Origin of the sequence: Marinobacter zhanjiangensis, from assembly GCF_014651935.1 — a bacterium.
GTDB classification, from domain to species: domain Bacteria; phylum Pseudomonadota; class Gammaproteobacteria; order Pseudomonadales; family Oleiphilaceae; genus Marinobacter; species Marinobacter zhanjiangensis.
In genome coordinates this window covers 430057-451154 of the sequence record NZ_BMXV01000002.1, presented here as the reverse complement: position 1 = coordinate 451154, position 21098 = coordinate 430057, and the positions used below count along the sequence as shown (strand labels likewise).

General features: G+C 59.0%; 22 protein-coding genes. 13 read left to right on the top strand and 9 right to left on the bottom strand.

Going from position 1 to position 21098, the window contains the following annotated elements:
- Positions 1-48: 48 nt before the first annotated feature.
- Positions 49-465: a phosphoglycerate mutase family protein gene (locus IE079_RS05500; protein WP_189574016.1), complete on the top strand. Its 417-nt coding sequence runs from the start codon at positions 49-51 to the stop codon at positions 463-465.
- A 48-nt stretch (positions 466-513) separates the two neighbouring features.
- Positions 514-1191 carry a glutathione S-transferase family protein gene (locus tag IE079_RS05495; protein WP_189574014.1) on the top strand — a complete coding sequence of 226 codons (678 nt, stop codon included), beginning with the start codon at positions 514-516 and terminating at the stop codon, positions 1189-1191.
- A gap of 129 nt (positions 1192-1320) precedes the next feature.
- Here IE079_RS05495 and IE079_RS05490 read toward each other — a convergent pair whose 3' ends face one another.
- The gene (locus IE079_RS05490; RefSeq protein WP_189574012.1) at positions 1321-1731 is read right to left on the bottom strand and encodes a hypothetical protein; all 411 of its coding nucleotides are present in this window, start codon (positions 1729-1731) and stop codon (positions 1321-1323) included.
- 365 nt (positions 1732-2096) lie between these two features.
- Here IE079_RS05490 and IE079_RS05485 point away from each other — a divergent pair, with 365 nt between their 5' ends.
- The 4 genes from IE079_RS05485 (at position 2097) to IE079_RS05470 (ending at position 6326) form a co-directional block, all read left to right on the top strand.
- The gene (locus IE079_RS05485) at positions 2097-3083 is read left to right on the top strand and encodes a fatty acid desaturase (protein ID WP_189574010.1); all 987 of its coding nucleotides are present in this window, start codon (positions 2097-2099) and stop codon (positions 3081-3083) included.
- A gap of 190 nt (positions 3084-3273) precedes the next feature.
- Positions 3274-4593 (top strand): SAM-dependent methyltransferase, encoded by a 1320-nt coding sequence (locus IE079_RS05480; RefSeq protein WP_189574007.1) that lies wholly within the window; start codon positions 3274-3276, stop codon positions 4591-4593.
- A complete protein-coding gene (locus tag IE079_RS05475; protein WP_189574005.1) occupies positions 4593-5717 on the top strand; it encodes an NAD(P)/FAD-dependent oxidoreductase in 1125 nt (374 codons plus the stop codon). Before IE079_RS05480 ends, IE079_RS05475 begins: the two co-directional genes overlap by 1 nt.
- 93 nt (positions 5718-5810) lie before the next feature.
- Entirely contained in the window at positions 5811-6326 is a 516-nt protein-coding gene (locus IE079_RS05470) for a DUF2141 domain-containing protein (RefSeq protein WP_227712333.1), read from the top strand.
- Between the two features lie 92 nt (positions 6327-6418).
- Here IE079_RS05470 and IE079_RS05465 read toward each other — a convergent pair whose 3' ends face one another.
- The 3 genes from IE079_RS05465 to IE079_RS18765 all read right to left on the bottom strand — a co-directional run bounded on the left by IE079_RS05465 (position 6419) and on the right by IE079_RS18765 (position 7874).
- Entirely contained in the window at positions 6419-6625 is a 207-nt protein-coding gene (locus IE079_RS05465) for a cold-shock protein (protein WP_189574001.1), read from the bottom strand.
- A 424-nt stretch (positions 6626-7049) separates the two neighbouring features.
- A complete protein-coding gene (locus IE079_RS05460) occupies positions 7050-7256 on the bottom strand; it encodes a cold-shock protein (RefSeq protein WP_189573999.1) in 207 nt (68 codons plus the stop codon).
- Between the two features lie 303 nt (positions 7257-7559).
- Positions 7560-7874, bottom strand: coding sequence for a matrixin family metalloprotease (locus tag IE079_RS18765; RefSeq protein WP_227712332.1), 315 nt, complete (start codon positions 7872-7874; stop codon positions 7560-7562).
- A 476-nt stretch (positions 7875-8350) separates the two neighbouring features.
- On the opposite strand from IE079_RS18765, the gene IE079_RS05450 reads away from it, so the two are divergent.
- The 3 genes from IE079_RS05450 to IE079_RS05440 all read left to right on the top strand — a co-directional run bounded on the left by IE079_RS05450 (position 8351) and on the right by IE079_RS05440 (position 10180).
- Positions 8351-8581 (top strand): DUF3185 family protein, encoded by a 231-nt coding sequence (locus tag IE079_RS05450; protein ID WP_189573997.1) that lies wholly within the window; start codon positions 8351-8353, stop codon positions 8579-8581.
- A gap of 14 nt (positions 8582-8595) precedes the next feature.
- Positions 8596-9780, top strand: a complete 1185-nt coding sequence (locus IE079_RS05445) for an AI-2E family transporter (RefSeq protein ID WP_189573995.1) — start codon at positions 8596-8598, stop codon at positions 9778-9780.
- A 136-nt stretch (positions 9781-9916) separates the two neighbouring features.
- Positions 9917-10180: a CsbD family protein gene (locus tag IE079_RS05440; protein ID WP_189573993.1), complete on the top strand. Its 264-nt coding sequence runs from the start codon at positions 9917-9919 to the stop codon at positions 10178-10180.
- Positions 10181-10245: 65 nt separating this feature from the next.
- Here IE079_RS05440 and IE079_RS05435 read toward each other — a convergent pair whose 3' ends face one another.
- Both IE079_RS05435 and IE079_RS05430 read right to left on the bottom strand, forming a co-directional pair.
- A complete protein-coding gene (locus IE079_RS05435) occupies positions 10246-10398 on the bottom strand; it encodes a YdhR family protein (protein WP_265013630.1) in 153 nt (50 codons plus the stop codon).
- An 8-nt stretch (positions 10399-10406) separates the two neighbouring features.
- Complete coding sequence (locus tag IE079_RS05430; protein ID WP_189573990.1) at positions 10407-11072, bottom strand: hypothetical protein; 666 nt, start codon at positions 11070-11072, stop codon at positions 10407-10409.
- A 361-nt stretch (positions 11073-11433) separates the two neighbouring features.
- Between IE079_RS05430 and IE079_RS05425 the strand changes: the two genes are divergently transcribed.
- The 3 genes from IE079_RS05425 (at position 11434) to IE079_RS05415 (ending at position 14470) form a co-directional block, all read left to right on the top strand.
- Entirely contained in the window at positions 11434-13023 is a 1590-nt protein-coding gene (locus IE079_RS05425; protein ID WP_189573987.1) for an ABC-F family ATPase, read from the top strand.
- 123 nt (positions 13024-13146) lie between these two features.
- Entirely contained in the window at positions 13147-14112 is a 966-nt protein-coding gene (locus IE079_RS05420; RefSeq protein WP_189573984.1) for a zinc-binding metallopeptidase family protein, read from the top strand.
- 85 nt (positions 14113-14197) lie between these two features.
- Positions 14198-14470: a TIGR02647 family protein gene (locus IE079_RS05415; protein ID WP_189573981.1), complete on the top strand. Its 273-nt coding sequence runs from the start codon at positions 14198-14200 to the stop codon at positions 14468-14470.
- Positions 14471-14540: 70 nt separating this feature from the next.
- Here the strand turns inward: IE079_RS05415 and IE079_RS05410 are convergent, their stop codons facing one another.
- The 3 genes from IE079_RS05410 to IE079_RS05400 are packed head-to-tail and all read right to left on the bottom strand — an operon-like array spanning position 14541 to position 20285.
- Complete coding sequence (locus IE079_RS05410; protein ID WP_227712331.1) at positions 14541-17657, bottom strand: efflux RND transporter permease subunit; 3117 nt, start codon at positions 17655-17657, stop codon at positions 14541-14543.
- Positions 17650-18867: an efflux RND transporter periplasmic adaptor subunit gene (locus IE079_RS05405; RefSeq protein WP_189573974.1), complete on the bottom strand. Its 1218-nt coding sequence runs from the start codon at positions 18865-18867 to the stop codon at positions 17650-17652. The genes IE079_RS05410 and IE079_RS05405 overlap by 8 nt, the downstream gene beginning before the upstream one ends.
- Positions 18864-20285, bottom strand: coding sequence for an efflux transporter outer membrane subunit (locus IE079_RS05400; protein ID WP_227712330.1), 1422 nt, complete (start codon positions 20283-20285; stop codon positions 18864-18866). The genes IE079_RS05405 and IE079_RS05400 overlap by 4 nt, the downstream gene beginning before the upstream one ends.
- Before the next feature lie 292 nt (positions 20286-20577).
- On the opposite strand from IE079_RS05400, the gene IE079_RS05395 reads away from it, so the two are divergent.
- Positions 20578-21057, top strand: coding sequence for a GNAT family N-acetyltransferase (locus IE079_RS05395; protein WP_189573967.1), 480 nt, complete (start codon positions 20578-20580; stop codon positions 21055-21057).
- Positions 21058-21098 lie beyond the last annotated feature (41 nt).

The window sequence follows — 21098 nt, the reverse complement described above, 5'->3', positions numbered from 1 at the left end:
GGCCCCTCTGATACTCAGGCGCAGCCTGGCGGCCTGCAGGAGCGATCAATGTACTCTGAAATGACTTCTAAAGCCCTTGCTGTATGGATAGGCATACTGATGCTCGCCGTGCTGAACGGGCTTCTGCGGGAGGCGATTCTCGTGCCGAACCTTGGCGCTGTGGCGGGCCAGCTATTGAGTGGTATAGTCCTGTCAGTATTGATCCTGGTCGTCGCCTGGTTTTCCCTGCCCTGGCTAGGTGCACAACACACAGCCCAGTTGTTCGCCATCGGCCTGGGCTGGTTGGCACTGACCCTGGTGTTCGAATTCTCGTTTGGTCTGTGGCAGGGCAAATCCTGGCAGACCCTGTTTGACGCATACCGTTTCAGGGACGGTAACATCTGGCCCGTAGTTCTTGCCGTAACAGCTATGGCACCTTATTGTGCCGCCAGACTCAGAAATCGGCATCCTACTGATAGCGCCTGACCATGTTGGCGCAGAGTCGTTCAGAAACACCAACAATGGAAATAAAAAATGATCAGACTTCACGGCTTTTCTGCCAGCAACTACTATAACGTACCCAAGCTCGCCCTTCTGGAGAAAGGCGTTCCGTTTGAAGAAGTTCTGTCCTACACCGGCGTGGGTCCGAAGTACAAACCCGAGTATCTCGACAAAAGCCCCTTGGGCAAGGTGCCGGCACTGGAAACGCCGGAAGGATTCATCAGCGAATCCCGCGCCATTCTCGAGTATATCGAACGGACCTACCCTGCCCCCTCCCTGTTGCCAGCCACGCCCTTTGGCATCGCGAAAGTGCAGGAGTTGTCGCAGTTCATCGAGCTTTACTTCGAGCTTGTGGCACGCCGCCTGATTCCGAATCTCCTGAGCCGTACCCAGCCAGACCCCACGGTGCTAAAAGAAGTCGAGACCAGCCTGGACAAGGCCGTAGCCGCCCTGCCAAAACTGTCCACGTTTGAAGAGTATGCCTATGGGGACCAGTTCACCCAGGCGGATATCGGGGCGATTCTGAACCTTCCCATCGTACGCAACGTCGGCAGGGCGTTCCTGGACCGGGACCCACTGTCAGAGGTGCCAGGCCTGGATGCCTACTGCACGCGCATGGAAGAAAGACCCCAGGTAAAGAAAGTTCGCGCTGACGCCGCAGAGAATCGCCCGGAGTTCATGGCGCACCTGAAGGCGTTGTACGGGTTTTAACACAACCTGAACCGGGATTGGCTCCCCGAAAAGCCAACGTATATGACCCGGCTCGAACTGGAGCCGGGTCATTCGCCCCTCGGAACCTGAAGGATGAGCAACCCCTTTCAGAGGCCCCGTACAGCCTCATTACCTCCCCCTCAACACATCTGGGCGGAACACAGCAGTACCCAGCACCAGAACAAACGATGCCAGCACGAACACCTTGTTCACAAACCAGTTGGTGCGCCAGATGGACCACTCCGGGTCCGCCAGGAAGCGACTGAACAGGGTGACAATTATCACTATTTCAACAATGGACATGCCAGTTGCCAGCACACGTGTATACCGCGGGCCCGCCATCAGTGCCCACGCCAGCCAGATATGAGCAATCGGCCACAGGTCCCAGTAGATATAGGTTGCCCAAGGCTCCCCGCTGGCCAGAGCAAAGGCGACCGGGAACAGGTATTTGATAAAGATGGTCCAGGCCGCGAGTATCAGAAACATATGCGCGAGAAACACGGCCCATTGTGGCCGAGGGTTCTCGATAGACTTCGTCATGACATCTCCACTACCAATTGACAGTATGGCGGGTTGCCCAGAGCCGCAAAGAATGTGACAGCCACTCGCAAAAAATGACCAAGCAGGAAAATGTATTGTAGCGCCTCACCGCCGGCGCCACCTCTCCGCAACGCTCCGTACACTGCCCGGACAACCTGAAGCCTTGCCTCCTGCCGGTCCTGGCCTCAGCTGTTCATGCCGGAAATCAATCAGTCCCGGTTTCGGCAAGCCATTGTCTGGCAGGTTCAAAGGTCGTAATGTGGAGTTAAAGTCAAAACCTGAATATCAGAATAAACGGCGCTTGCTTGCGCCGAGCGAAAAGTGCCGGAAAGGTCCGTGCACTGCAAAAATCGAATGGAGGCGATATGCAAGCCGATTCCTCGTGGCCGGACCCGCGCCCGGCATTGAACCCGTACCGTGCTTCCAGTCGCAGCAAGGCAATTTGGCAGCTCATCAATACGCTGGTCCCTTACGCTGGCTTGTGGTATTTAATGATCCTCTCGATCCAGCACGGTTTTTCCTATTGGTGGACACTGGCACTTTCGGTGGTAGCAGCGGCGTTTCTGGTACGCCTTTTCATCCTGTTCCACGACTGCGTCCATGAGTCGTTCCTGCCGTCGAAACGCGCCAACACCTGGGTAGGGCGCGTTCTGGGGGTGCTCGTTTTTACCGCATTCGACGACTGGCGCCTCAGCCACCTTCGTCATCACGTCAGCTACGCCAATCTCGATACCCGCGGCTTTGGCGATATCTGGACCCTCACCTTGCGCGAATACAATCAATCGTCGAAGCTCAATCGCTGGCTTTACAGGCTCTATCGCAATCCGGTTATGCTCCTTGGCTTTGGGGCCATATTCAATTTCCTGCTGAGAAACCGTTTGCCGGGCCGAAAAGTACAGCACAGGCAGCGTATGAGCGTCGTGTTCACGAATCTCGCCATCGTCGGCGTATTCCTGGTTGCCGCCCTGACGATTGGTTGGCAGACGTATTTGCTGATTCAGTTACCCGTGATCTGGCTGGCCGGTATGGGCGGCATCTGGCTGTTCTACGTCCAGCATCAGTTTGAAGGCGGCTATTGGGCACGAAGGAGTGAGTGGGATCCGCTGCGCGCCGCCATGGAAGGCAGCTCTTTCTATCAATTGCCGACTATCTTGCGCTGGTTTTCAGCGAACATCGGGTATCACCACATTCACCATCTCAACGCCCGAATTCCCAATTATCGCTTGCCGGAATGTTACAACGACGTGCCAGCCGTGGGCGCCAAAGAGCCTTTGACGTTAAGACAGAGCCTGACGGCCTTCCGGCTCAAACTCTGGGATGAAAGCCAGCAAAAGATGGTTGCCTTCCCCTAGGAGGCCCTGATGCTTGCCAGCTGACATCGTCACCCTTACCGGGATGACATGTTCTGGATGTTTTCTATACTCGATAGAAGTCAGGCGTTTCTCAGCCATGCAGTCGGGACGCGCCCCTTGAGTTGACAAATAAACGTTCCTTACGAAGACGGAGTCAGGCACGACAGCCACAACAAGGGATCAAGCAGCCATGAACGACAGTACCGCAAGGGATACAGAACGAGGGCAGCCAACCGAAAACCAGGGGCATGTACTGACATTACCGCTGGAAGACCTGCAGGTTGACCGCGAGCCCCACCGTTACGAACGTTGGATGATTGCCAAGCTACTGCGAATGGCAGGCTCTCCTCCGGTGAGGTTCCGGTTGTGGAATGGAGAGACCGTGGAGCCAGCTGAGGGGCAGGCAGAGTTCACCCTGCAACTGACCGATCCCAAGGCGTTACTCTCCCTTGCCTCCAACCCCAACCTCGCTTTCGGAGACCTTTACAGCGCCGGCCGGCTTCAGCTGCTGGACGGTGATCTCTCGGACCTGACGGAAACCCTTTATCGGCATATCCACCGAGCCATGCAGAACTGGCCCAGATGGCTTGAAACGCTGTGGAGAAATCACGCTCCCCGTTCCACTGGCATCGACGAGGCCAGAGAGAATATCCATCACCACTACGACCTTGGCAACGAGTTCTACCGTCTGTGGCTCGACCAGGCTGAAATGCAATACACCTGCGCCTATTACGAGACAGCGGATGCGACACTTGAGCAGGCCCAGCTGGCGAAGCTGGAGCACGTCTGCCGCAAACTGCGACTGAAACCGGGCATGACCGTGGTGGAAGCCGGCTGTGGCTGGGGCGGGCTGGCCCGCTACATGGCCCGTCATTACGGTGTGACAGTCCATGCCTATAACATTTCCCGCGAGCAGATCCGCTATGCCCGGGAAGAGGCGAAGCGCCAGCAGCTGGACCATCTGGTCGACTACGTGGAAGACGATTACCGCAACATCAGCGGCGAATACGACGCGTTTGTTTCCATTGGCATGCTGGAACACGTCGGCAAGGAGAACTACCAGGCCCTGTCCGATCTCATCAAACGCAGTCTCAAGCCCGACGGGCTGGCGCTGCTGCATAGCATTGGCCGTAACCGACCCATGCTGATGAATGCCTGGATCGAAAAACGCATCTTCCCCGGTGCCTACCCTCCCAGCATCGGAGAGTTCATGGGTATCTGTGAGGCCAATGATTTCTCGGTAATGGATGTGGAAAACCTGCGACTGCACTATGCCCAGACCCTGACCCACTGGAAGGAACGTTTTGACCAGAACGAAGACCGCGTCGCGGAGATGTACGACGAACACTTCGCCCGGGCCTGGCGCATGTATCTTTCCGGTTCCATTGGTGCCTTCCGGGTCGGTTCCCTGCAGCTGTTCCAGGTGGTGTTCAGCCATGGGGAAAACAACAACATTCCCCGCAGCCGGCAGGATCTGTATACCTCCCCCGCAACCCCGGAGGACGTCTGATGGATGACTATGACGTGATCATCATCGGCGCAGGCCCGGCAGGTTCCACACTCGCGACCACGCTTGAAGGCAGCGGCAAGCGGGTACTCATAGTCGATAAACAGGCATTCCCCAGAGACAAGACCTGTGCCGGCTGGGTAACACCGGCGGTCATGGAGAGCCTCGCCATCGATCCTCAGGACTACGGCAACGACCGCACCCTGCAACCCATCCGCCGCTTTCGCATCGGCATGATGGGGCAGGCACCGGTGGAAAACGACCATGGCGACATCGTCAGCTACGGCATCCGCCGCTGTGAGTTTGACCATTACCTGCTGGAGCGGACCCATTGCGACAAGGTACTGGGAGAACCGGTCAAATCCATCGAGCGTGAAGGCCGAAACTGGATTGTTAACGGCCGCTGGCAGACTCCCCTGGTGGTTGGTGCCGGTGGCCACTTCTGCCCCGTCGCACGCCTGCTGGGCGATGGCCCCGGCGGTCACGAGACAGTGGTTGCGGCAAAAGAAGTGGAATTCGAAATGACACCCGGGCAGGCCGAAACCTGCAAGGCCAGCGGCGACACGCCGGAACTGTGGTTCTGCCGCGACCTCAAGGGCTATGCCTGGATTTTCCGTAAGGGCAACTATCTGAATATCGGGCTGGGACGGGAGGACAACCATAAGCTGTCGGATCACCTGCACCACTTTGTCGACGAGATGAAGCAAGCCGGTCGCATTCCCTCCGACCTGCCCGGGCGCTTCAAGGGGCATGCCTATTTGCTGTACAACCACGCCCACCGTCCGCTGGTTGACGACGGAGTGCTCCTCATCGGCGACGCCGCCGGGCTTGCCTATACGCAAAGTGGGGAAGGCATACGGCCAGCCATTGAGTCCGCCCTGCTCGCGGCAGAGGTTATCCGATCTGCGGAGAACTATTCAGAAAAATCTCTTCAGCCCTACGGCGCGGCCATTGCCGAGCGCTTTGGCAACCGCGCAGAGCAACACGATAACGGCTGGCAATTGCCGCAGTGGATCAAGACACCCCTGGCAGGCACACTGATGCGCTCCCACTGGTTCACCCGCAAGGTGGTAACCGAGAAGTGGTTCCTACACCAGCAAGTGCCACCACTGACAGCGGCTGTCTGAGAAAAGCGGGCCGGCACACGAATAGCTGCCCGCCACCAGGCGTCTGATGACGGGTTCAACCAGGCCGGGGAGATCGGAGTCATGAGGGCACTGATGAGTGAGTCAAACAAGCGGAAGTCCGCGTTGACCTCCATTGCCAGGCTGGCGGTGATGCGTTACGCCGTGCGGGTCAGGTATGGGGCATTGTCGATAGTGCTGGCGGTTGCAAGTCTTCCCGCGATGGTCTTTGCCCAATCCTGCCCGGGAATTCATGTGAAAGTTCCGAACATCAAAAACAGTACGGGGACTATCGCGTGCGCGCTTTTCGAATCGCCAGAGGGTTTCCCGACCGAGTTTCTGCAGTCCGCAACCAATATAACGATGATGAAAATTCGAGATACACAGGCGCGTTGCAATTTTCTGGATGTCCCCCCGGGAACCTATGCCCTGGCCGTCATTCATGATGAAAATATGGACGGCAAGCTCAACACTAACTTTATCGGAGTCCCTACGGAAGGCTACGGTTTTTCAAGCGGCGCCGAAGCCGGAATGAGTGCGCCTTCATTCGAGGACGCCAGCTTTTCGTACGATGGGGAAAATCTGGATCTGACGATCAGATTGAAATACTGAAACGGCACTCTCCTCTAACAGCCCCTGCGTCATTAAATGGGGCCCCAAAAAAAAGGCAGCCGAAGCTGCCTTTCTGATCATGCGGTTGCTATTCAGATAGCAACAACATTGTCCGCCTGCGGGCCTTTCTGGCCGTCACTGACGTTGAACTCGACCTGCTGGCCTTCTGCCAGAGTCTTGAAGCCGCTGCCCTGGATGGCGCTGAAGTGAACGAAGACGTCCGGGCCGCTTTCACGAGTGATGAAACCAAAGCCTTTTGCTTCGTTGAAGAACTTGACAGTACCGGTAGTGTTAGACATATATAAATATCCTGAAATCAATAATTTGAGTTGCCGCCAGTGCATCGGAACGATGGCCGGTCAGCGGTGTGCGGAAAAAATAATGAAGACTCGAAAACAGGACGGTGTACTACCAGTAATAACCAGAGAAGCGTCGTATTCTTGAAGTTCGTAACAAATCTTTTCTACCCACACACAGTAACCTATCCCCGCCTTTTTCCCTAATCTTTTTTTATAAGTAATAACCGGGTCAACCGGGCCCAGGTGCGCCAGACCAGATGTCGGTACCTGTTCAGGAGATAGACCTCCCCCGGTCCTGGCCGCAAGAATTACCGGGCGGACAAAGAAAAGGACCCCGAGAGGTCCTTTTGCGTGTGGCGCGTCATGCCTGGCGCACCAACAAAAAAGGCAGCCGAAGCTGCCTTTCTGGTCATGCAGTCGCTATTCAGATAGCAACAACATTATCCGCCTGCGGGCCTTTCTGGCCATCGCTTACGGTGAACTCGACTTCCTGGCCTTCTGCCAGAGTCTTGAAGCCGCTGCCCTGGATGGCGCTGAAGTGAACGAAGACGTCCGGGCCGCTTTCACGAGTGATGAAACCAAAGCCTTTTGCTTCGTTGAAGAACTTGACAGTGCCGGTAGTAGTAGACATATAAAAACATCCTGAAATCAATAATTTGAATTGCCGCCAGTGCATCGTGTCAATGACTGGTCAGCTGTGTGCGGAAAAAATTATGAAGACTTAAAGACAGGACGGTGTACTACCAGTAATAACCAGAGAAACGTCGTATTCTTGAAGCTCGTAACAAATCTTTTCAACCTAGACACAATAACGCATACCGGCCGCCTCGCCAAACTTTTTTTCAGGTCGCAACCGGAATAACGAGGGCATGCACCCGTCAAGGTGACAATGAAACTCCGAACGTGCGCGCGTCGGACGCTGGCTGGTGGGACATTACCGGCGGGATGATCCGAGCGCTGGCCTGCTGGAGAGACGGATCCCCGGACCGCTTTCCGGCTCACCACCGTCGGCATGCCCGTAAAGCCGGCGGACGCCGCGCAGGTCACCGGGCTGCAGCTCAGGGAACGCCTCGGTGTAGCGAAACCCCATCACCTGACCGGAGGGTCCCGGGTGATCCAGACCGATGGCGTGACCGATTTCATGAATCAGCGTATAGCGGATGTCGTAACCATCCCTGTCGCCGCCAAACCCTACTTTCCAGTTCTGGTCGGGGTTCAGGCAGACCAGGGCCGTGTCGATAGCGCGCACGTCGTTTTTCTCACCGGCCGGGCAAAAGCACTGGCAAAGCACCCGGGAATTCCAGACCAGGACAACCTGTAGGTGCGCTACCGCACTGACAAAACCTTCGCTCGCGCGCAGATTGAGGCAGACATCCCCGCAAACCGGCGTGGTATCCGTAGTCAGGTTGTCGTCGTACGGTACTGGCAGCCTCGGGGGATGTCTGTGGTGAAAATGTTAAGCGTTTCGACCGTTATCTGGCCGCCATTGTCCCTGGGCTTTCCCGATTCGGGTCAACTCGCCTTTCGTGCGGTCGACTCAAGGCCTCGCAGCCATGCACAAGGGTATCGGGTGGCAGTGGTCCGGCTGATCGAATAACACTGTTGAGTTGGATAACGCACCGACCGGATAACGGGCTTTCTCTATGATGGGAACCTCAGGCTGTTTCGACATGGCTACCTGATAAGAGACGGAACCCCCAAAAGCACGATCATCAGGAGATACCAATGCCGACTAACCGAATTCTGGCTCTGGCGTTACTTATTCTGGGTCTGATCCTGATTTTCACGGCGTATCAGTCATCTCAAAGCCTGGGCGAACAGGTAACCGAGGCTGTTACCGGCGGATTCACTGACGCTACCGCCTGGCTTCTTTTCCTGGGCGCGGCCGCTGCGGTCGCTGGTTCTGCGATGACTGGTGTTGAACTTCTGCTGTTCGGCAAAACCACGAAAAAATAACCCAGGAGTAGGCAATGCCTGACGACATGCAGGGTTCCCTGGATGGCGGCTCGAAGATTGCCGGGCAAAACCCGAGGGGGGCACGCCCGGGCAGAAACAGAAAACTGTTCAACTCGGTTGAGCTTCGCCTGTTTCGCTACACGGCAGTGCTGTCGTCCCTGATGCTACTGGCTGCGCTGACCGGAATCATTATGTGGGCGTTCGGCTGGATACTGAACACCTTCTACAACCTGCTCCTGTCGCTGTCCGTGGCCGGTATCCTGGCACTGGTACTCTACCCGGTGGTGGACTTTCTCAAGACCAGACTTCACTTGCCCCGCGTGTTGGCCATTATTCTTCTGCTGGTGACTTTCTTCTTGGCTATCGGTGGCCTGGTTTATTTGCTGGTACCCACACTAGTCAACCAGATAACCCAGTTGATGGCCGTTTTACCCGATACCCTGGCAAGGTGGCAGGAACATTTTTCCCTTAACTTCCCGGAACTTAACGCCATGATTTCCTCCCGCCTGGAGAACAAGGGCGGAGAGGATTCACAGCCAGTGCTGGAAAATGCGGGCACGGCCGTTATGTCCTACCTGGGAGTGTTGGCGAGTATCAGCTTCGTGCCTCTTTTCCTGTTCTTCGCCCTGCTTTCCGGCGAGTTGCTAAGGGGGCAGGCATCTGAACTGTTGTCTGTCTTCCATAAGCGAACGCAGAAGAAAGTGCTGTATCTGATGGACGTATTCGTGGGCTATGTCACCGCCTTCTTTCAGGGCCAGCTGATCATCGCCCTGTGCATGGGCATTCTGTATGCGCTGAGTTTTACGCTGATCGGCCTGGAATTTGGTGTGCTTGTCGGGTTGGTTCTGGGGTTGCTGAACATTGTTCCCTTCCTGGGCTCCCTGATCGGCCTGCTGGTGGTCCTGCCCATGGCTTATATGCAGGCGGATGGCGGCGTTGAATTGCTGACTCTGACCGGTGTGGTGTTCGCGGCGGTGCAGTTGGTCGAAAGCTGGCTGCTGACACCTAAAATCATGGCCAACCGCTCGGGCCTGCACCCTGCACTCGTGGTTATTTCCCTGTTTTTCTGGGGCACGGCCCTGAGCGGTATTATCGGCATGGTGCTCGCGGTCCCCCTGACGGCATTCTTTGTTGCTATCTGGAACGAGATCAAGACCAGTCTGGAATTTGCGTTAAGCACACCGGATGACGGGCCGTAAAAGAAACGGTGTCTTGGTGTGTCAGCGAACCGACCAGGCCTCCGGTTTCACCTATTGTGGAAACCTCACCCGGAGTTTCGAAAGGCTCAGGGGGAGTGACAGATTTCGAACGGAATAACCAAGAGGAAGTCAGCTTATGAACAGCAAACAGGTCGAAGGACGCGCGGACGAAGCCAAGGGAAAGGTCAAGGAGGTTGCCGGCAAGGCAAGCGGCGACAAAAAAACCGAGTATAAGGGTAAAACCGAGAAGCATGGCGGCAAGGCCGAAACTGTGCTGGCAGACGTCAATGACGACGCCGAGAAGCATGACGGCAGCAATGGCGACGACCGCAAGCGCGGCAACAAGGATGACACCGTGTTAGGTGAGCTCAATGACGATGACAGCAAGGATAAGCGATGAACCAGTCATCGATCTGATGGAAAACCGACAGGATGCGGCAGCGGACCGGCAGTCTCGATGATCGTTCAGGTCGCTATGGGGCCACGATCGATCATCGACAACCGCTCGTTCACGTGAAAGACCTTCGCATTGACCACCGGCACACCGAATTCCTTGAGCCGTTGAGTGTGCATGTCCAGATAGGACCGGGCGCTGGTCTCGTCCTCGAACAGGTAGATGCCACCCGCTAAAAGGTAAACCAGTTCTTCTTGATGGCTTCATACTGGCGACCGGTGATTACCCGCTCCTGATGAAGCCGGCGCATTTCCGCCACCGCCAGCGGCACCCTTTGCCTGCCCCGGGGAAGCTCACGTTGGCCGCGGGCAATACCGTCGCACACGGTTTCAATAAAAGCGGCCACCTTTGCCTGCTCGCTTGCCAGCGCATCCACACGGAACAGTACGACGTCGCTATTGAGTGCCAGAAAGTCGTAGTGGTGACGCCTCAGACCCACGGCGGCCACCATCAGCATCAGAGCCACAACCACCGGCACCCCGAGCCACAGCGGGGAGAATGGAACCAGCGAATATACGGTCGCAGGTATGGTCAGAAGGCAGGTTGCCACAAACCAGAGCGTATAATGGTAATCCTTGACCTCTCGCGGTTGTGGCTCCACGAAGGTCAGGTCGATGATCTGCTCGGGCAGCTCTTTCTTGCCTCGATGCGACCGGATAACCATATAGTGGCCGTTGAATCGCTTGAACAGGGTGCTGGTTCTGGCCCGGGCGCTGGTCTGACGAAATCTGTTCTCGACTTGCCAGCGGTCTCTTGGCGGCACGCCCCAGCTCTGTCGCTGCAGGCCGTAACCGGGCAGACTCCAGCTATCCAGATCGATATTTTCAGCCTGTTCCATACCGACATCCACCATGGCTTTCCCTTGTTGCTCAAAAGCATGTTGCTCACACGATTTTCCGCTTGTCCGGGGCGTGATCACACACGCATCAGGACCCACCTCACTCCGGCAGCCGCCCATAAATTCCGGACAGGACACCGATTGTAAAATAATGTCAGAGGGTTTTTTCGAGACCTGATCTACGAAATGACGGAACAGCGTCGAAAAACCGGTGGTTTCCGCTCCGTCCCCGGTAAGGGAATATGCGAAGCAAGCCAGCCTATGACTGAAGCGCGCCAGGTTGTATACTACGCACCCAATTTTTCGGGCATTGCCACGGTTTACGTGGGCCAATCTCCCCTTCCTTCCAGGATTTTCTGTTTTGATCGCAACCGCAAACCTCACCATGCAATTCGGGGCCAAGCCCCTGTTCGAGAACGTGTCTGTCAAGTTCGGCGGTGGCAACCGTTACGGTCTGATTGGCGCCAACGGCAGCGGCAAGTCGACGTTCATGAAAATTCTCGGCGGGGAGCTGGAACCCAGCAGCGGGCAGGTGATGCTGTCGCCGGATGTGCGTCTGGGCAAGCTGCGCCAGGACCAGTTTGCTTACGAGGACTACACGGTGCTGGATACCGTGATCATGGGCCATGAACGGCTATGGCAGGTTCATGCCGAACGTGAACGTATCTACGGCAAGGCGGAAATGACCGAGGAAGACGGCATGGCCGTTGGTGAGCTGGAAAACGAATACGCCGAACTGGACGGCTACACCGCCGAGCCACGGGCCGGCGAGCTACTGCTGGGGCTGGGTATTCCGCTGGAGCAGCATAATGGCCCCATGAGCGAGATTGCCCCCGGCTGGAAGCTGCGGGTACTACTGGCCCAGGCGCTGTTCTCCGACCCTGATGTGCTGTTGCTGGACGAGCCCACCAACCACCTGGACATCAACACCATCGGCTGGCTGGAGCAGATGCTGCTCGCACGCGACAGCACGATCATCATCATCTCCCACGACCGTCACTTCCTGAACAGTGTCTGCACACACATGGCCGACCTGGACTATGGTGAGCTACGCCAGTTCACCGGCAACTACGACGAGTACATGACCGCCGCCACCCAGGCCCGTGAGCGTGTTCAGGCTGACAATGCCAAGAAGAAGGCCCAGATCGCCGAGTTGCAGACCTTCGTCAGCCGCTTTTCCGCCAACGCGTCCAAAGCCAAGCAGGCTACCAGCCGGGCCCGGCAGATCGACAAGATCCAGCTGGAGGAGGTCCGCCCGTCCAGCCGCATGAGCCCGTTTATCCGCTTCGAACAGCAGCGCAAGCTGCACCGTCAGGCGGTGGTGGCGGACAAGGTCAGCCAGGGCTTTGACGACGACGTGCTGTTCCGCAACCTTGACCTGCAGATCGAGGCCGGCGAGCGGGTGGCCATCATCGGACCCAACGGCATCGGCAAGACCACCCTGCTGCGCACACTGGTGGACGACCTGGCGCCCCGGGACGGAACCGTGAAATGGGCCGACGCGGCCCAGGTGGGCTATTTTGCCCAGGAGCACGGTGATGATTTTGCCAGCGACGACAACCTGTTTGACTGGATGTCGCAATGGACCGATGGTGGCGAGCAGGTCGTGCGCGGCACCCTGGGGCGCATGCTGTTCTCCGGCGACGACATCGAGAAGTCGGTACAGGTTATTTCCGGTGGTGAGCAGGGGCGCATGCTGTTCGGCAAACTGATCCTGCAGAAGCCCAACGTGCTGGTCATGGACGAGCCCACCAACCACCTGGACATGGAGTCCATCGAGGCCCTGAACCTGGCCCTGGAGCACTACCCCGGCACACTGATCTTTGTCAGCCACGACCGGGCATTCGTGTCCAGCCTGGCGACGCGTATTATCGAACTGTCCGAGGACGGGGTTACCGACTTCAGTGGCAGCTACGACGACTACCTGCGGAACCTGGGCGTCGCGGTGTAAACGCCGGCCCCCGGGTTTTCCGGGCGGTTACGGGGGCTGCGGGCAATCTTTTGCGCCTGCGGCTTGCGGACAAGCGGGGCTGTGCCGCACTATGGCGGTTAAAGCCCTGCAAGGAGCCCAACAATGCGCGTTTTCACCAATCCGGTTGGTGCCGGCTCCCTCTGGTTCGATAACCTGTCCACGGCCGACGGGACACCCGTTGCCTATGACCCACAGGCCCGGGCCTTCCTGCCGACACCGCCCTTCTGCGCCAACCGGGACCGCATCGGCTGTAACTGGATAGCCCCCGAGCCGGGTGCCTTCTGCCGATCCTGCGCCATGACGGCGCTGGCGCCTGATCCTACGATTCCCGATGCCATCCCCAACTGGGCCAAGACCGAGGCGGCCAAGCGATGGGCACTGGATAACCTGGGGCGCTGGCACTGGTTTCGCCCGGAAGACCCCGGCGCGCCGCCAGTGTTCCACCTGCTGGCTGAAGGACCCACCCCGGTACCCATGGGGCACGCGCAAGGCGTGGTCACCATCAGCGTGGCGGAGGTGGACCCGATCCTGGTGACTACCCGCCGCGAAGCGCTGCAGGAACCCTATCGCACCATGATAGGCCACATGCGCCACGAAATTTCCCACATGCTGTGGTGGCGCCTGAGCCTGCGGGAAGACTTTCTTGATGCCTTCCGCGCCATGTTTGGTGACGAGCGCATTGATTACCCGGCAGCACTTCAATACCACTACGAGAATGGCCCGCCAGCGGAGTGGCGGCAGTATTACCTGACCAGCTACGCCTCGGCGCATCCTCATGAAGACTGGGCGGAAACCGCGGCGCACCTGCTGCACCTGACCGACATTGCCGACAGCTTCGTGGCCACTGGCCTGTCGTCCAGTGAGATACCCGGCCCTGACTGGGACCCCTATGCAGAGCCTGACGCGAGACGACTGGTTAACATTGCCGGCGCGCTGACCGTGGGCGTCAACCACGTCAACCGCTCCATGGGGCTGGCGGACCTCTACCCGTTTGTGCTGTCGGAGCATGCCCGTAACAAGCTGGCGTTTGTCCATGATTGGCTTCGCCGGGGCGCCCTCGGGCTCTGATCCGAATAGCTGACAGCAGGGGCGGGCCACCGCCGGCTCGTGCCCTGTATCCGACTCTGAAACCAGAACAACACAGGAACCCATCATGCCCTTTTCCGAAGATCATCTCAGCGAACTCAACCTGCTGGCCCTGTTCGACGATTCGTCGTCCCAGGAAGGCATCAAGGTACACCAGCACTCCGCAGAACCCACCATGGTGGCCGCCGCCGAGCGCTTGCACCGGAAGGGACTGATTACCCAGAAGGACGGCGGTTACCTCACTCCCCTGGGTACGGAAACGGCTGAGCATGTCCAGAAAGCACTGTCAGTGCTCACCAGCCGCACCAACGATCCGGTATCCGAGACCGGCGCCCACTGACCAGCAGTGACAGCCATGGCTCTTACCGGGCAAGGCCGGGGTCAGCGGGAATCAGGGCAGCCTGAAGCGGCTACCCGGTGGCCCCGGCCGACCGCCTGACTCCGAAGAAGGCCTTCACATCCTCCAGCACCAGGTACAGGCAGGGCACCAGGAACAGGATCAGGGCGGTGGCGAACACGATGCCGAAGCCCAGGGAGACTGCCATGGGAATCAGGTAGGTCGCCTGCAGGGAGGTTTCGGTGATAATCGGCGTCAACCCGCCGAAGGTGGTCAGTGTGGTCAGGGCTATGGGCCGGAAGCGACGCAGACCCGCCTCGTAGATAGCCTGGGCGGGGCCCAACAGGTCCCGTTGCCGGTTGGCGTAGGCAACCATGATCAGCGAGTCATTCACCACCACTCCGGACAGGGCGACAATGCCCATAATGCTCACCAGTGACAGCTCCATTCCCAGGATCATGTGGCCAATGATGGCTCCCACGGCGCCAAACGGAATCGCCAGCATGACCACCAGTGGCTGCAGGTAGCTGCCGAAAGCCACCGCCAGCAACGCGAAGATGGCGCCCATGGCCAGCCCGAAGCCGCCCCACAGGGCGGCGGTGGACTCTCTCATATCGGCCTGGCTGCCCTGGAAACTCCAGGTCAGGCCGGGGAAGTCGGCGCGCAGTTGCGGCAGCAGGTCACTCTGAACCACGTCCAGCACCTGGCGGGTGGCGGACTTGGGTTCCACATCGGTGCCAACCGTGATCACCCGGCGACCATCACGACGATCGATGGAACGGAAGGATTCACTGATGGTGATCTCGGCCACGTCCAGCAGTGGCACTTCCTGACCCCCGGCAGTGCGAATCACGAAATTGTCCAGGTAGTGAAGGTCCCGGCGCTGGTATTCCGGCAGCCGTACCCGGATTTCATTCTCGTTGATGCCCCGCAACTGTCGCAGGGCAATGCTGCCGTAGAAGGCATCCCGCAACTGCCGGCCCACGTCGGCCCCGGTCAGGCCCAGTGCCCTGCCCTCGTCGGTAAGGCTGATATCGAACTGGGGTTTGCCGGTGCTGTAGTTGTCATTGACGTTACGGGTCTGGCCGAGCTGTTCCAGCTCGTCGACGAAACGCTGGCTGGCCTGTGCCAGGATATCGATGTCGGTATGGCTCAGATCAACGCTGATATCGTCGCGCCAGCTGCCCGGGCCCTGCTCGGCCTCAAAGGTAATCTGGTCCACGCCCTTGAAGTCGCCCAGTTCCTCCCGCCAGAGTTCAATGATCTCGTTGACCGTCATATCGCGCTCTTCCTCGGGGAAAAGCACCAGCTCCACATCAATGGATTGCTGGCCACGGACGTTGGTCTTGATGCCTTCCACGTTGCGGCCCAGGTCATTTTCCTCAAACAGCCGCCGGGTATCGTCGGTAATCGCCATGGCCAGCTCGCCGGCCCGCTGGGAGGTGGTGCCTACCGGGAGCCGCACACCCGCCTCGATTTCATCCGCTGGCGCCTCCGGCATCATGATCATGCCCATGTGGTCACTGGCGGCATAGGCACCACAAACCACCATGACGGTAAAGGCGATGCTCAGGGTGATGTAGCGAAACCGCAGGGAAAGATCCAGCAATGGCCGGTAGCCCTTGTCGACCACGGCCTGGAACCCCCGGGAAAACACCCGCTGGATACCGTGCATCCAGCGGCCGTAGATGGTGACACTGCCGCGCCCGCTGTGGGCCAGGTGGGCCGGCAGGATGAACAGGGCTTCCAGGAGTGATATGGCCAGAACCAGGATGACCACCACCCCCAGCGGCCACCAGAACTTGCCCGTCGTGCCGGGTATGAACAGCAGGGGCATGAAGGCCACGATATTGGTGAGAATACTGAAAGTGACCGGGCCGGCAATGTCCCGCGCGCCCTTGATGGCGGCCTCCGTGAAGCCCATACCCTGTTCCCGGTATTCATAGATGTTCTCGCCCACCACGATGGCATCGTCCACCACGATACCCAGCACCATGAGGAAACCGAACATGGAGATCATGTTGATGCTGGCCCCCACCACCGGCAGGAACAGCACGCTGCCGACAAAGGATATGGTCATGCCCATCATGATCCAGAACGCCAGCCGATATTCCAGGAACAGGCTGAGGATCACCAGTACGATGACCATTGCCATGACGCCGTTCTCCAGCAACATGGACATCCGGTCCTCGAAGTGTTCCGCCCGGTTGCTGTCGATACGCACCTTGACGGCCTCCGGCAGGGTCACCTCCAGTTCGTCCATCACCTCTTCCACGGCCCCGGCAATGTCCAGGGGCGACTGGTCGCCGGTGCGAAAGAGTTCGATTTCAACCGACGGCTGACCATTGAAGCGGGAGTGGAAGCCCCCTTCCTCGAAGCCATCGCGAACGGTTGCGATATCACCGAGGGTGACAGTACCACCAGAGGCTGCATTGAGGATGACGATGCTCTCGAAGGCATCGGCCCACTGCTTGCGTTCCTTGAGCCTCAGCAGTATGTCGCCGTTTTCCGTGGCCATGGAACCGGCGGGAATGTCTTCGCTGGACTGCTCGATCCGGCTGGCGACATCGGACAGGGTCAGGTTGTACTTGCGCAGGGTCTGCTGGGAAATCTCGATGCTGGTCATGTAGCCGGGCACGTCGCTGATGGCAGCCTGGGTGATGGCATCTTCCGACAGCAGCCGGTTGCGGACCTGTTCACCGAGTTGCCGCAGCGTCCAGATATCGACGTCGCCATACAACGTCAGTTCCATCACATCGCGGGTGGGCGTCAGCAGGCGGACCCTGGGCTCTTCAGCCTGCTCGGGAAAGGTGCGCACACGGTCCACCGCCTGTTCGATATCCTGCAGGGCCTGCATGCGATTGCTGCCGGCGGTCAGCTCCAGCTGAATGGTGCCAGTGCCCTCACGGGCGGTAGAGGTCATCTCCTTGATGCTCTGGATACCCTGTACCGCTTCTTCCACCGGCAGGAGGATGCCCTTTTCCACTTCCTCGGGTGCAGCCCCCGGGTAACTGACGGTGACCTGGACGATATCCAGCTGGAACTCGGGGAAGACTTCCTTCTGTACCTGGAAGGCCATCCAGAAGCCACCCACCAGCAGCAGAATCATCATCAGATTGGCGGCAATGGAATTGCGGGCCATCCACTCGATGGGGCCAACCCAGCCCTTGCGTTCCGGCTGGTCACTCATTGCGGTCATCCTCGAGTCTCAGCCGGGCACCCTTCACCACAGAAGCCAGGTCGTTGGTGATTACCTGGTCGCCATGCTCCAGACCGTCGCGGATGTAGGCATAGGATTCGTCGCGGAAGACGATGTCCACATCGCGGATTTCCAGCCGGCGGTCGGCCATGACCCACACGGTGTTTTCACGGCGAACCAGGTGCCGATCAAGCCGTACCACATCCTCCAGTGGTCGCCCCTGGATGTCTGCCTGCACCAGGGTGCCGAGAATCAGGGTTGGCTGCCCCCGGGCCTGGTCCATTGCGAGCGGGTCGTCCACCGTTATCAGCACCCGGGCCATCCGGGCGTCGGCGTCCAGCTCACCAATCAGTTGTTGCAACCGGCCTTCCCGGGTCTCGCCATCTGGCCAGACGGTGTCATGGCGCAGCGTGACCGGCGCTGCGGAGGCCCCCGGATCACCATCAAAGCTCAACCAGCGCAGTTTGGACAGAGGCACCGTTGCCTCCACCCAGTATTCACCGGTTCCCACCAGCCGGCCGAGGGTCTGCCCGGTGCTGACCTGGGAGCCCAGGGCCACCTCGCGACTGAGCACCTGGGCGGGGAATGGCGCGCGGACATGGGTCCGGGCCAGATCGAGCTCCGCCTGCCGCACTGCCGCCTCGGCGACAGCCACCCGGGCTCTGGCCTGCTCCAGCTGAGGCTTGCGAAGCACCAGTGCTTCGTTACTGGCATTGATTTCTTCCCCCAGCAGCTCGAACTCCTGCCGGGCCACGGCCTGCTGGCCCTGTTCCAGTTCCAGATCCGCGCGAGCCTGCTGTAGCTCACTGCGGCGCTGCTGCAGCACCGTGCGGTAGTCTGCCGGATCGATACGCAACAGCACGTCACCCTCGTCTACCCGACGGCCCGGGGTGAAGCCTTCGGCCTGCCCGATTACCTGGCCACCGACCCGGGAGCCCAACATGATCTCCCGGGCCGGAGCCACCTGCCCCATCACTTCCACCGTGGGCCGGAAATCACCGCGACTTACCGTCTGGATATCCACCAGCATGGCGGTTTCCCGGGCCGCATCCTTGCGGGTGGCGGTGGGCTCTGTCTTGAAGATCAGCCAGATCAGGGCAATGCCCACCAGCAGGATCAGCAAGGATATGAATGCGGTTTTAAGCGGGCCAGCCCTGTTACTCTCCGGACGGACGACATTCTCATCAACGGGGTGGCTCATGCCGGGTCATTCTCCGTGCTGGTGTCCTGTGGTTTTTCGCTCTCTTGCTCTTGCGAGATTTCAATGCTCCCGGCCAGGGCCCGATACAGCGCCACCCGGGAGGAAAGCAACTGCTGGCGGGTGGTTAACAGGGTGCGTTGAAGGTCCTGCTGTTCCCGCAAGGCGTCGAGTACTTCGATATAGCTGACAGCCCCGTTCAGATAACGGTTACGCAGTTGCCGGTAAGCCGCGTCGGCCAGCTGCAGCCTTTCCTTCAGGCTGTCCAGGCGCTGGTGCTGTTGTTGCCCGCGGGTCAGCGCATCCTCGACTTCCTGGATGGCGGTCAGTACGGCCTGCCCATACTCCTGCACCAGCTCCTCACGAACGGCACGGGAACGGCGAACTTCGGCGCGCCGCTCGCCGCCGTCCACCAGGGGCGCTACCAGGTTACCGGCCAGCGTGGTCAGCCAGTTGTCAAAAAGATCGCTGACGTCGCTCGCCTGTGAGCTGACAGACGCCTCGATGGAGAACCGGGGAAAGCGGTTGCTGATGGCGGCGGCCAGGTCCTGATCAGCCGCCCGGATCAGCAGCCAGGCCTGGCGCAGATCCGGGCGGCGCTGGATAAGCTCTGCCGGCACACCGGTTTCCGGCAGGGGCGGCAGCGCCGGCAAGGCATCGCCCCCGGGAAGGTTGCTACGGCCCGGCGGCTGGCCAAGCAACACCGCCAGCTGGTGCTCCAGGACACCGGCCTCCCCTTCAATTTCGTTTAAGCGCTCAACGGACGCATTGACAAGCTGGCGCTGGCGCAGAACATCCGCACTGTTAGTCATACCCCTGCCAAAGCGGGCTTCGATCACCGTCAGCACATCCTCGTTGGTGTCAAGCTGGCGTTCCGCCAGGTCGTACTGCGCCCGCTGCTCCAGTAACTGGAACCAGGTACTGGCAATTTCCCCGCTGAGGGAGATGGCAGCGGCCTGGTAATCCGCCAGGGTAGCCGACGCACGAAGCTCCTCGGCTTCGGTCAGCGACTGCACACGCCCCCAGAGGTCAACCTCGTAGCTGGCACCCAGCCCGGCGCTGTAGCTGGTGGTTGCAGTGGTATCGGATTCCTGCCGTTCAGCCCCGGCGTTGGCATCAAGAGACGGAAACAGCCCTGCACCCTGCCGATCAGCCAAGGCCCTTGCCTGGAGCAACCTCTGATAGCCGGCCCGAAGGCTGAGGTTGTCATCCAGGGCCCATGTCACCAGACGGTCCAGTCGCGGATCGTCAAATGCCTGCCACCAGGTGTCAGGCACTCCCTGCTGCCCACTGTCGGAAAATTCAACGGGAAGATCCTGCGGCGGTTCAGGGGATTGCGACTGGCTGGCACACGCTGTGAGGAACACCACAGCGATCACTGGAAGAAGCCGGCAAGACGATGTGATTGTGGCAGCGACCATGGCAACCCTGTTCCGGCGATGAATGAAACCAACAAGGATACGAACGGTACCGTCCGGCTGGATCGGATGGCAAACTGAAAGTGCCTGCAAGCCCCTGTCATCTGGTGCATTTACAAAATTTTGACAGTATCTTTGGACTGATTTACCAAACCCGGCCTGGCAGGCACTCCCGAAAGGAGACCAGTGCACTCCTGGCCATCATTCAATTGCCGGATTTCATGTCATCTCTGGTAGGCGGCCGGGCGTATGTATCGTAATGTGGGGAGGAACAGGAAAGGATACGGAACAGACCATGACGCCGGAAAGTGATATCACCATCCGTAAATACAGGATCAAGGACCTGAGCCCGCTGGTGCGACTGTTTACCGATTCGGTCCACGAGTTGACGGCAACAGCCTATGACGAGACACAACGGTTTGCCTGGGCGTCCCGCACGCCCGACCTGGACTCCTGGCAACAGCGCCTTGAATCACTGGATACCCTGGTGGCAGAGGACGGAGACAGCCTGGCGGGTTTTATCTCCTATGACCCTGGCGGTCACATCGACCTGATCTTTACCGCGCCCAACTACGCCCGCCGTGGCGTTGCCTCCGCCCTTTATCGTCAGTGCGAGGAAAATCTCATCGCCCTCGGTGTGAGCGAACTGTATACCGAGGCCAGCGTGGTGGCCCGGCCCTTTTTCCAGAGACATGGCTTTGAAGTGGAGGATGAGCGCCGGACAACCGTGCGCGGCGCTCATTTTCTGCGTTATGTCATGCGGAAACAGATCTGACCCCGATTGACGTCAGACAACCTTGTATTTTCCCCGTTGGT

Excerpts from the sequence above, each read along its gene's own strand:
- IE079_RS05500 (WP_189574016.1), top strand. The coding sequence starts at position 49 with ATGTACTCTGAAATGACTTCTAAAGCCCTTGCTGTATGGATAGGCATA.
- IE079_RS05495 (WP_189574014.1), top strand. The coding sequence starts at position 514 with ATGATCAGACTTCACGGCTTTTCTGCCAGCAACTACTATAACGTACCC.
- IE079_RS05490 (WP_189574012.1), bottom strand. The coding sequence starts at position 1,731 with ATGACGAAGTCTATCGAGAACCCTCGGCCACAATGGGCCGTGTTTCTC.
- IE079_RS05485 (WP_189574010.1), top strand. The coding sequence starts at position 2,097 with ATGCAAGCCGATTCCTCGTGGCCGGACCCGCGCCCGGCATTGAACCCG.
- IE079_RS05480 (WP_189574007.1), top strand. The coding sequence starts at position 3,274 with ATGAACGACAGTACCGCAAGGGATACAGAACGAGGGCAGCCAACCGAA.
- IE079_RS05475 (WP_189574005.1), top strand. The coding sequence starts at position 4,593 with ATGGATGACTATGACGTGATCATCATCGGCGCAGGCCCGGCAGGTTCC.
- IE079_RS05470 (WP_227712333.1), top strand. The coding sequence starts at position 5,811 with ATGAGTGAGTCAAACAAGCGGAAGTCCGCGTTGACCTCCATTGCCAGG.
- IE079_RS05465 (WP_189574001.1), bottom strand. The coding sequence starts at position 6,625 with ATGTCTAACACTACCGGTACTGTCAAGTTCTTCAACGAAGCAAAAGGC.
- IE079_RS05460 (WP_189573999.1), bottom strand. The coding sequence starts at position 7,256 with ATGTCTACTACTACCGGCACTGTCAAGTTCTTCAACGAAGCAAAAGGC.
- IE079_RS05450 (WP_189573997.1), top strand. The coding sequence starts at position 8,351 with ATGCCGACTAACCGAATTCTGGCTCTGGCGTTACTTATTCTGGGTCTG.
- IE079_RS05445 (WP_189573995.1), top strand. The coding sequence starts at position 8,596 with ATGCCTGACGACATGCAGGGTTCCCTGGATGGCGGCTCGAAGATTGCC.
- IE079_RS05440 (WP_189573993.1), top strand. The coding sequence starts at position 9,917 with ATGAACAGCAAACAGGTCGAAGGACGCGCGGACGAAGCCAAGGGAAAG.
- IE079_RS05430 (WP_189573990.1), bottom strand. The coding sequence starts at position 11,072 with ATGGAACAGGCTGAAAATATCGATCTGGATAGCTGGAGTCTGCCCGGT.
- IE079_RS05420 (WP_189573984.1), top strand. The coding sequence starts at position 13,147 with ATGCGCGTTTTCACCAATCCGGTTGGTGCCGGCTCCCTCTGGTTCGAT.
- IE079_RS05415 (WP_189573981.1), top strand. The coding sequence starts at position 14,198 with ATGCCCTTTTCCGAAGATCATCTCAGCGAACTCAACCTGCTGGCCCTG.
- IE079_RS05410 (WP_227712331.1), bottom strand. The coding sequence starts at position 17,657 with ATGAGTGACCAGCCGGAACGCAAGGGCTGGGTTGGCCCCATCGAGTGG.
- IE079_RS05405 (WP_189573974.1), bottom strand. The coding sequence starts at position 18,867 with ATGAGCCACCCCGTTGATGAGAATGTCGTCCGTCCGGAGAGTAACAGG.
- IE079_RS05400 (WP_227712330.1), bottom strand. The coding sequence starts at position 20,285 with ATGGTCGCTGCCACAATCACATCGTCTTGCCGGCTTCTTCCAGTGATC.
- IE079_RS05395 (WP_189573967.1), top strand. The coding sequence starts at position 20,578 with ATGACGCCGGAAAGTGATATCACCATCCGTAAATACAGGATCAAGGAC.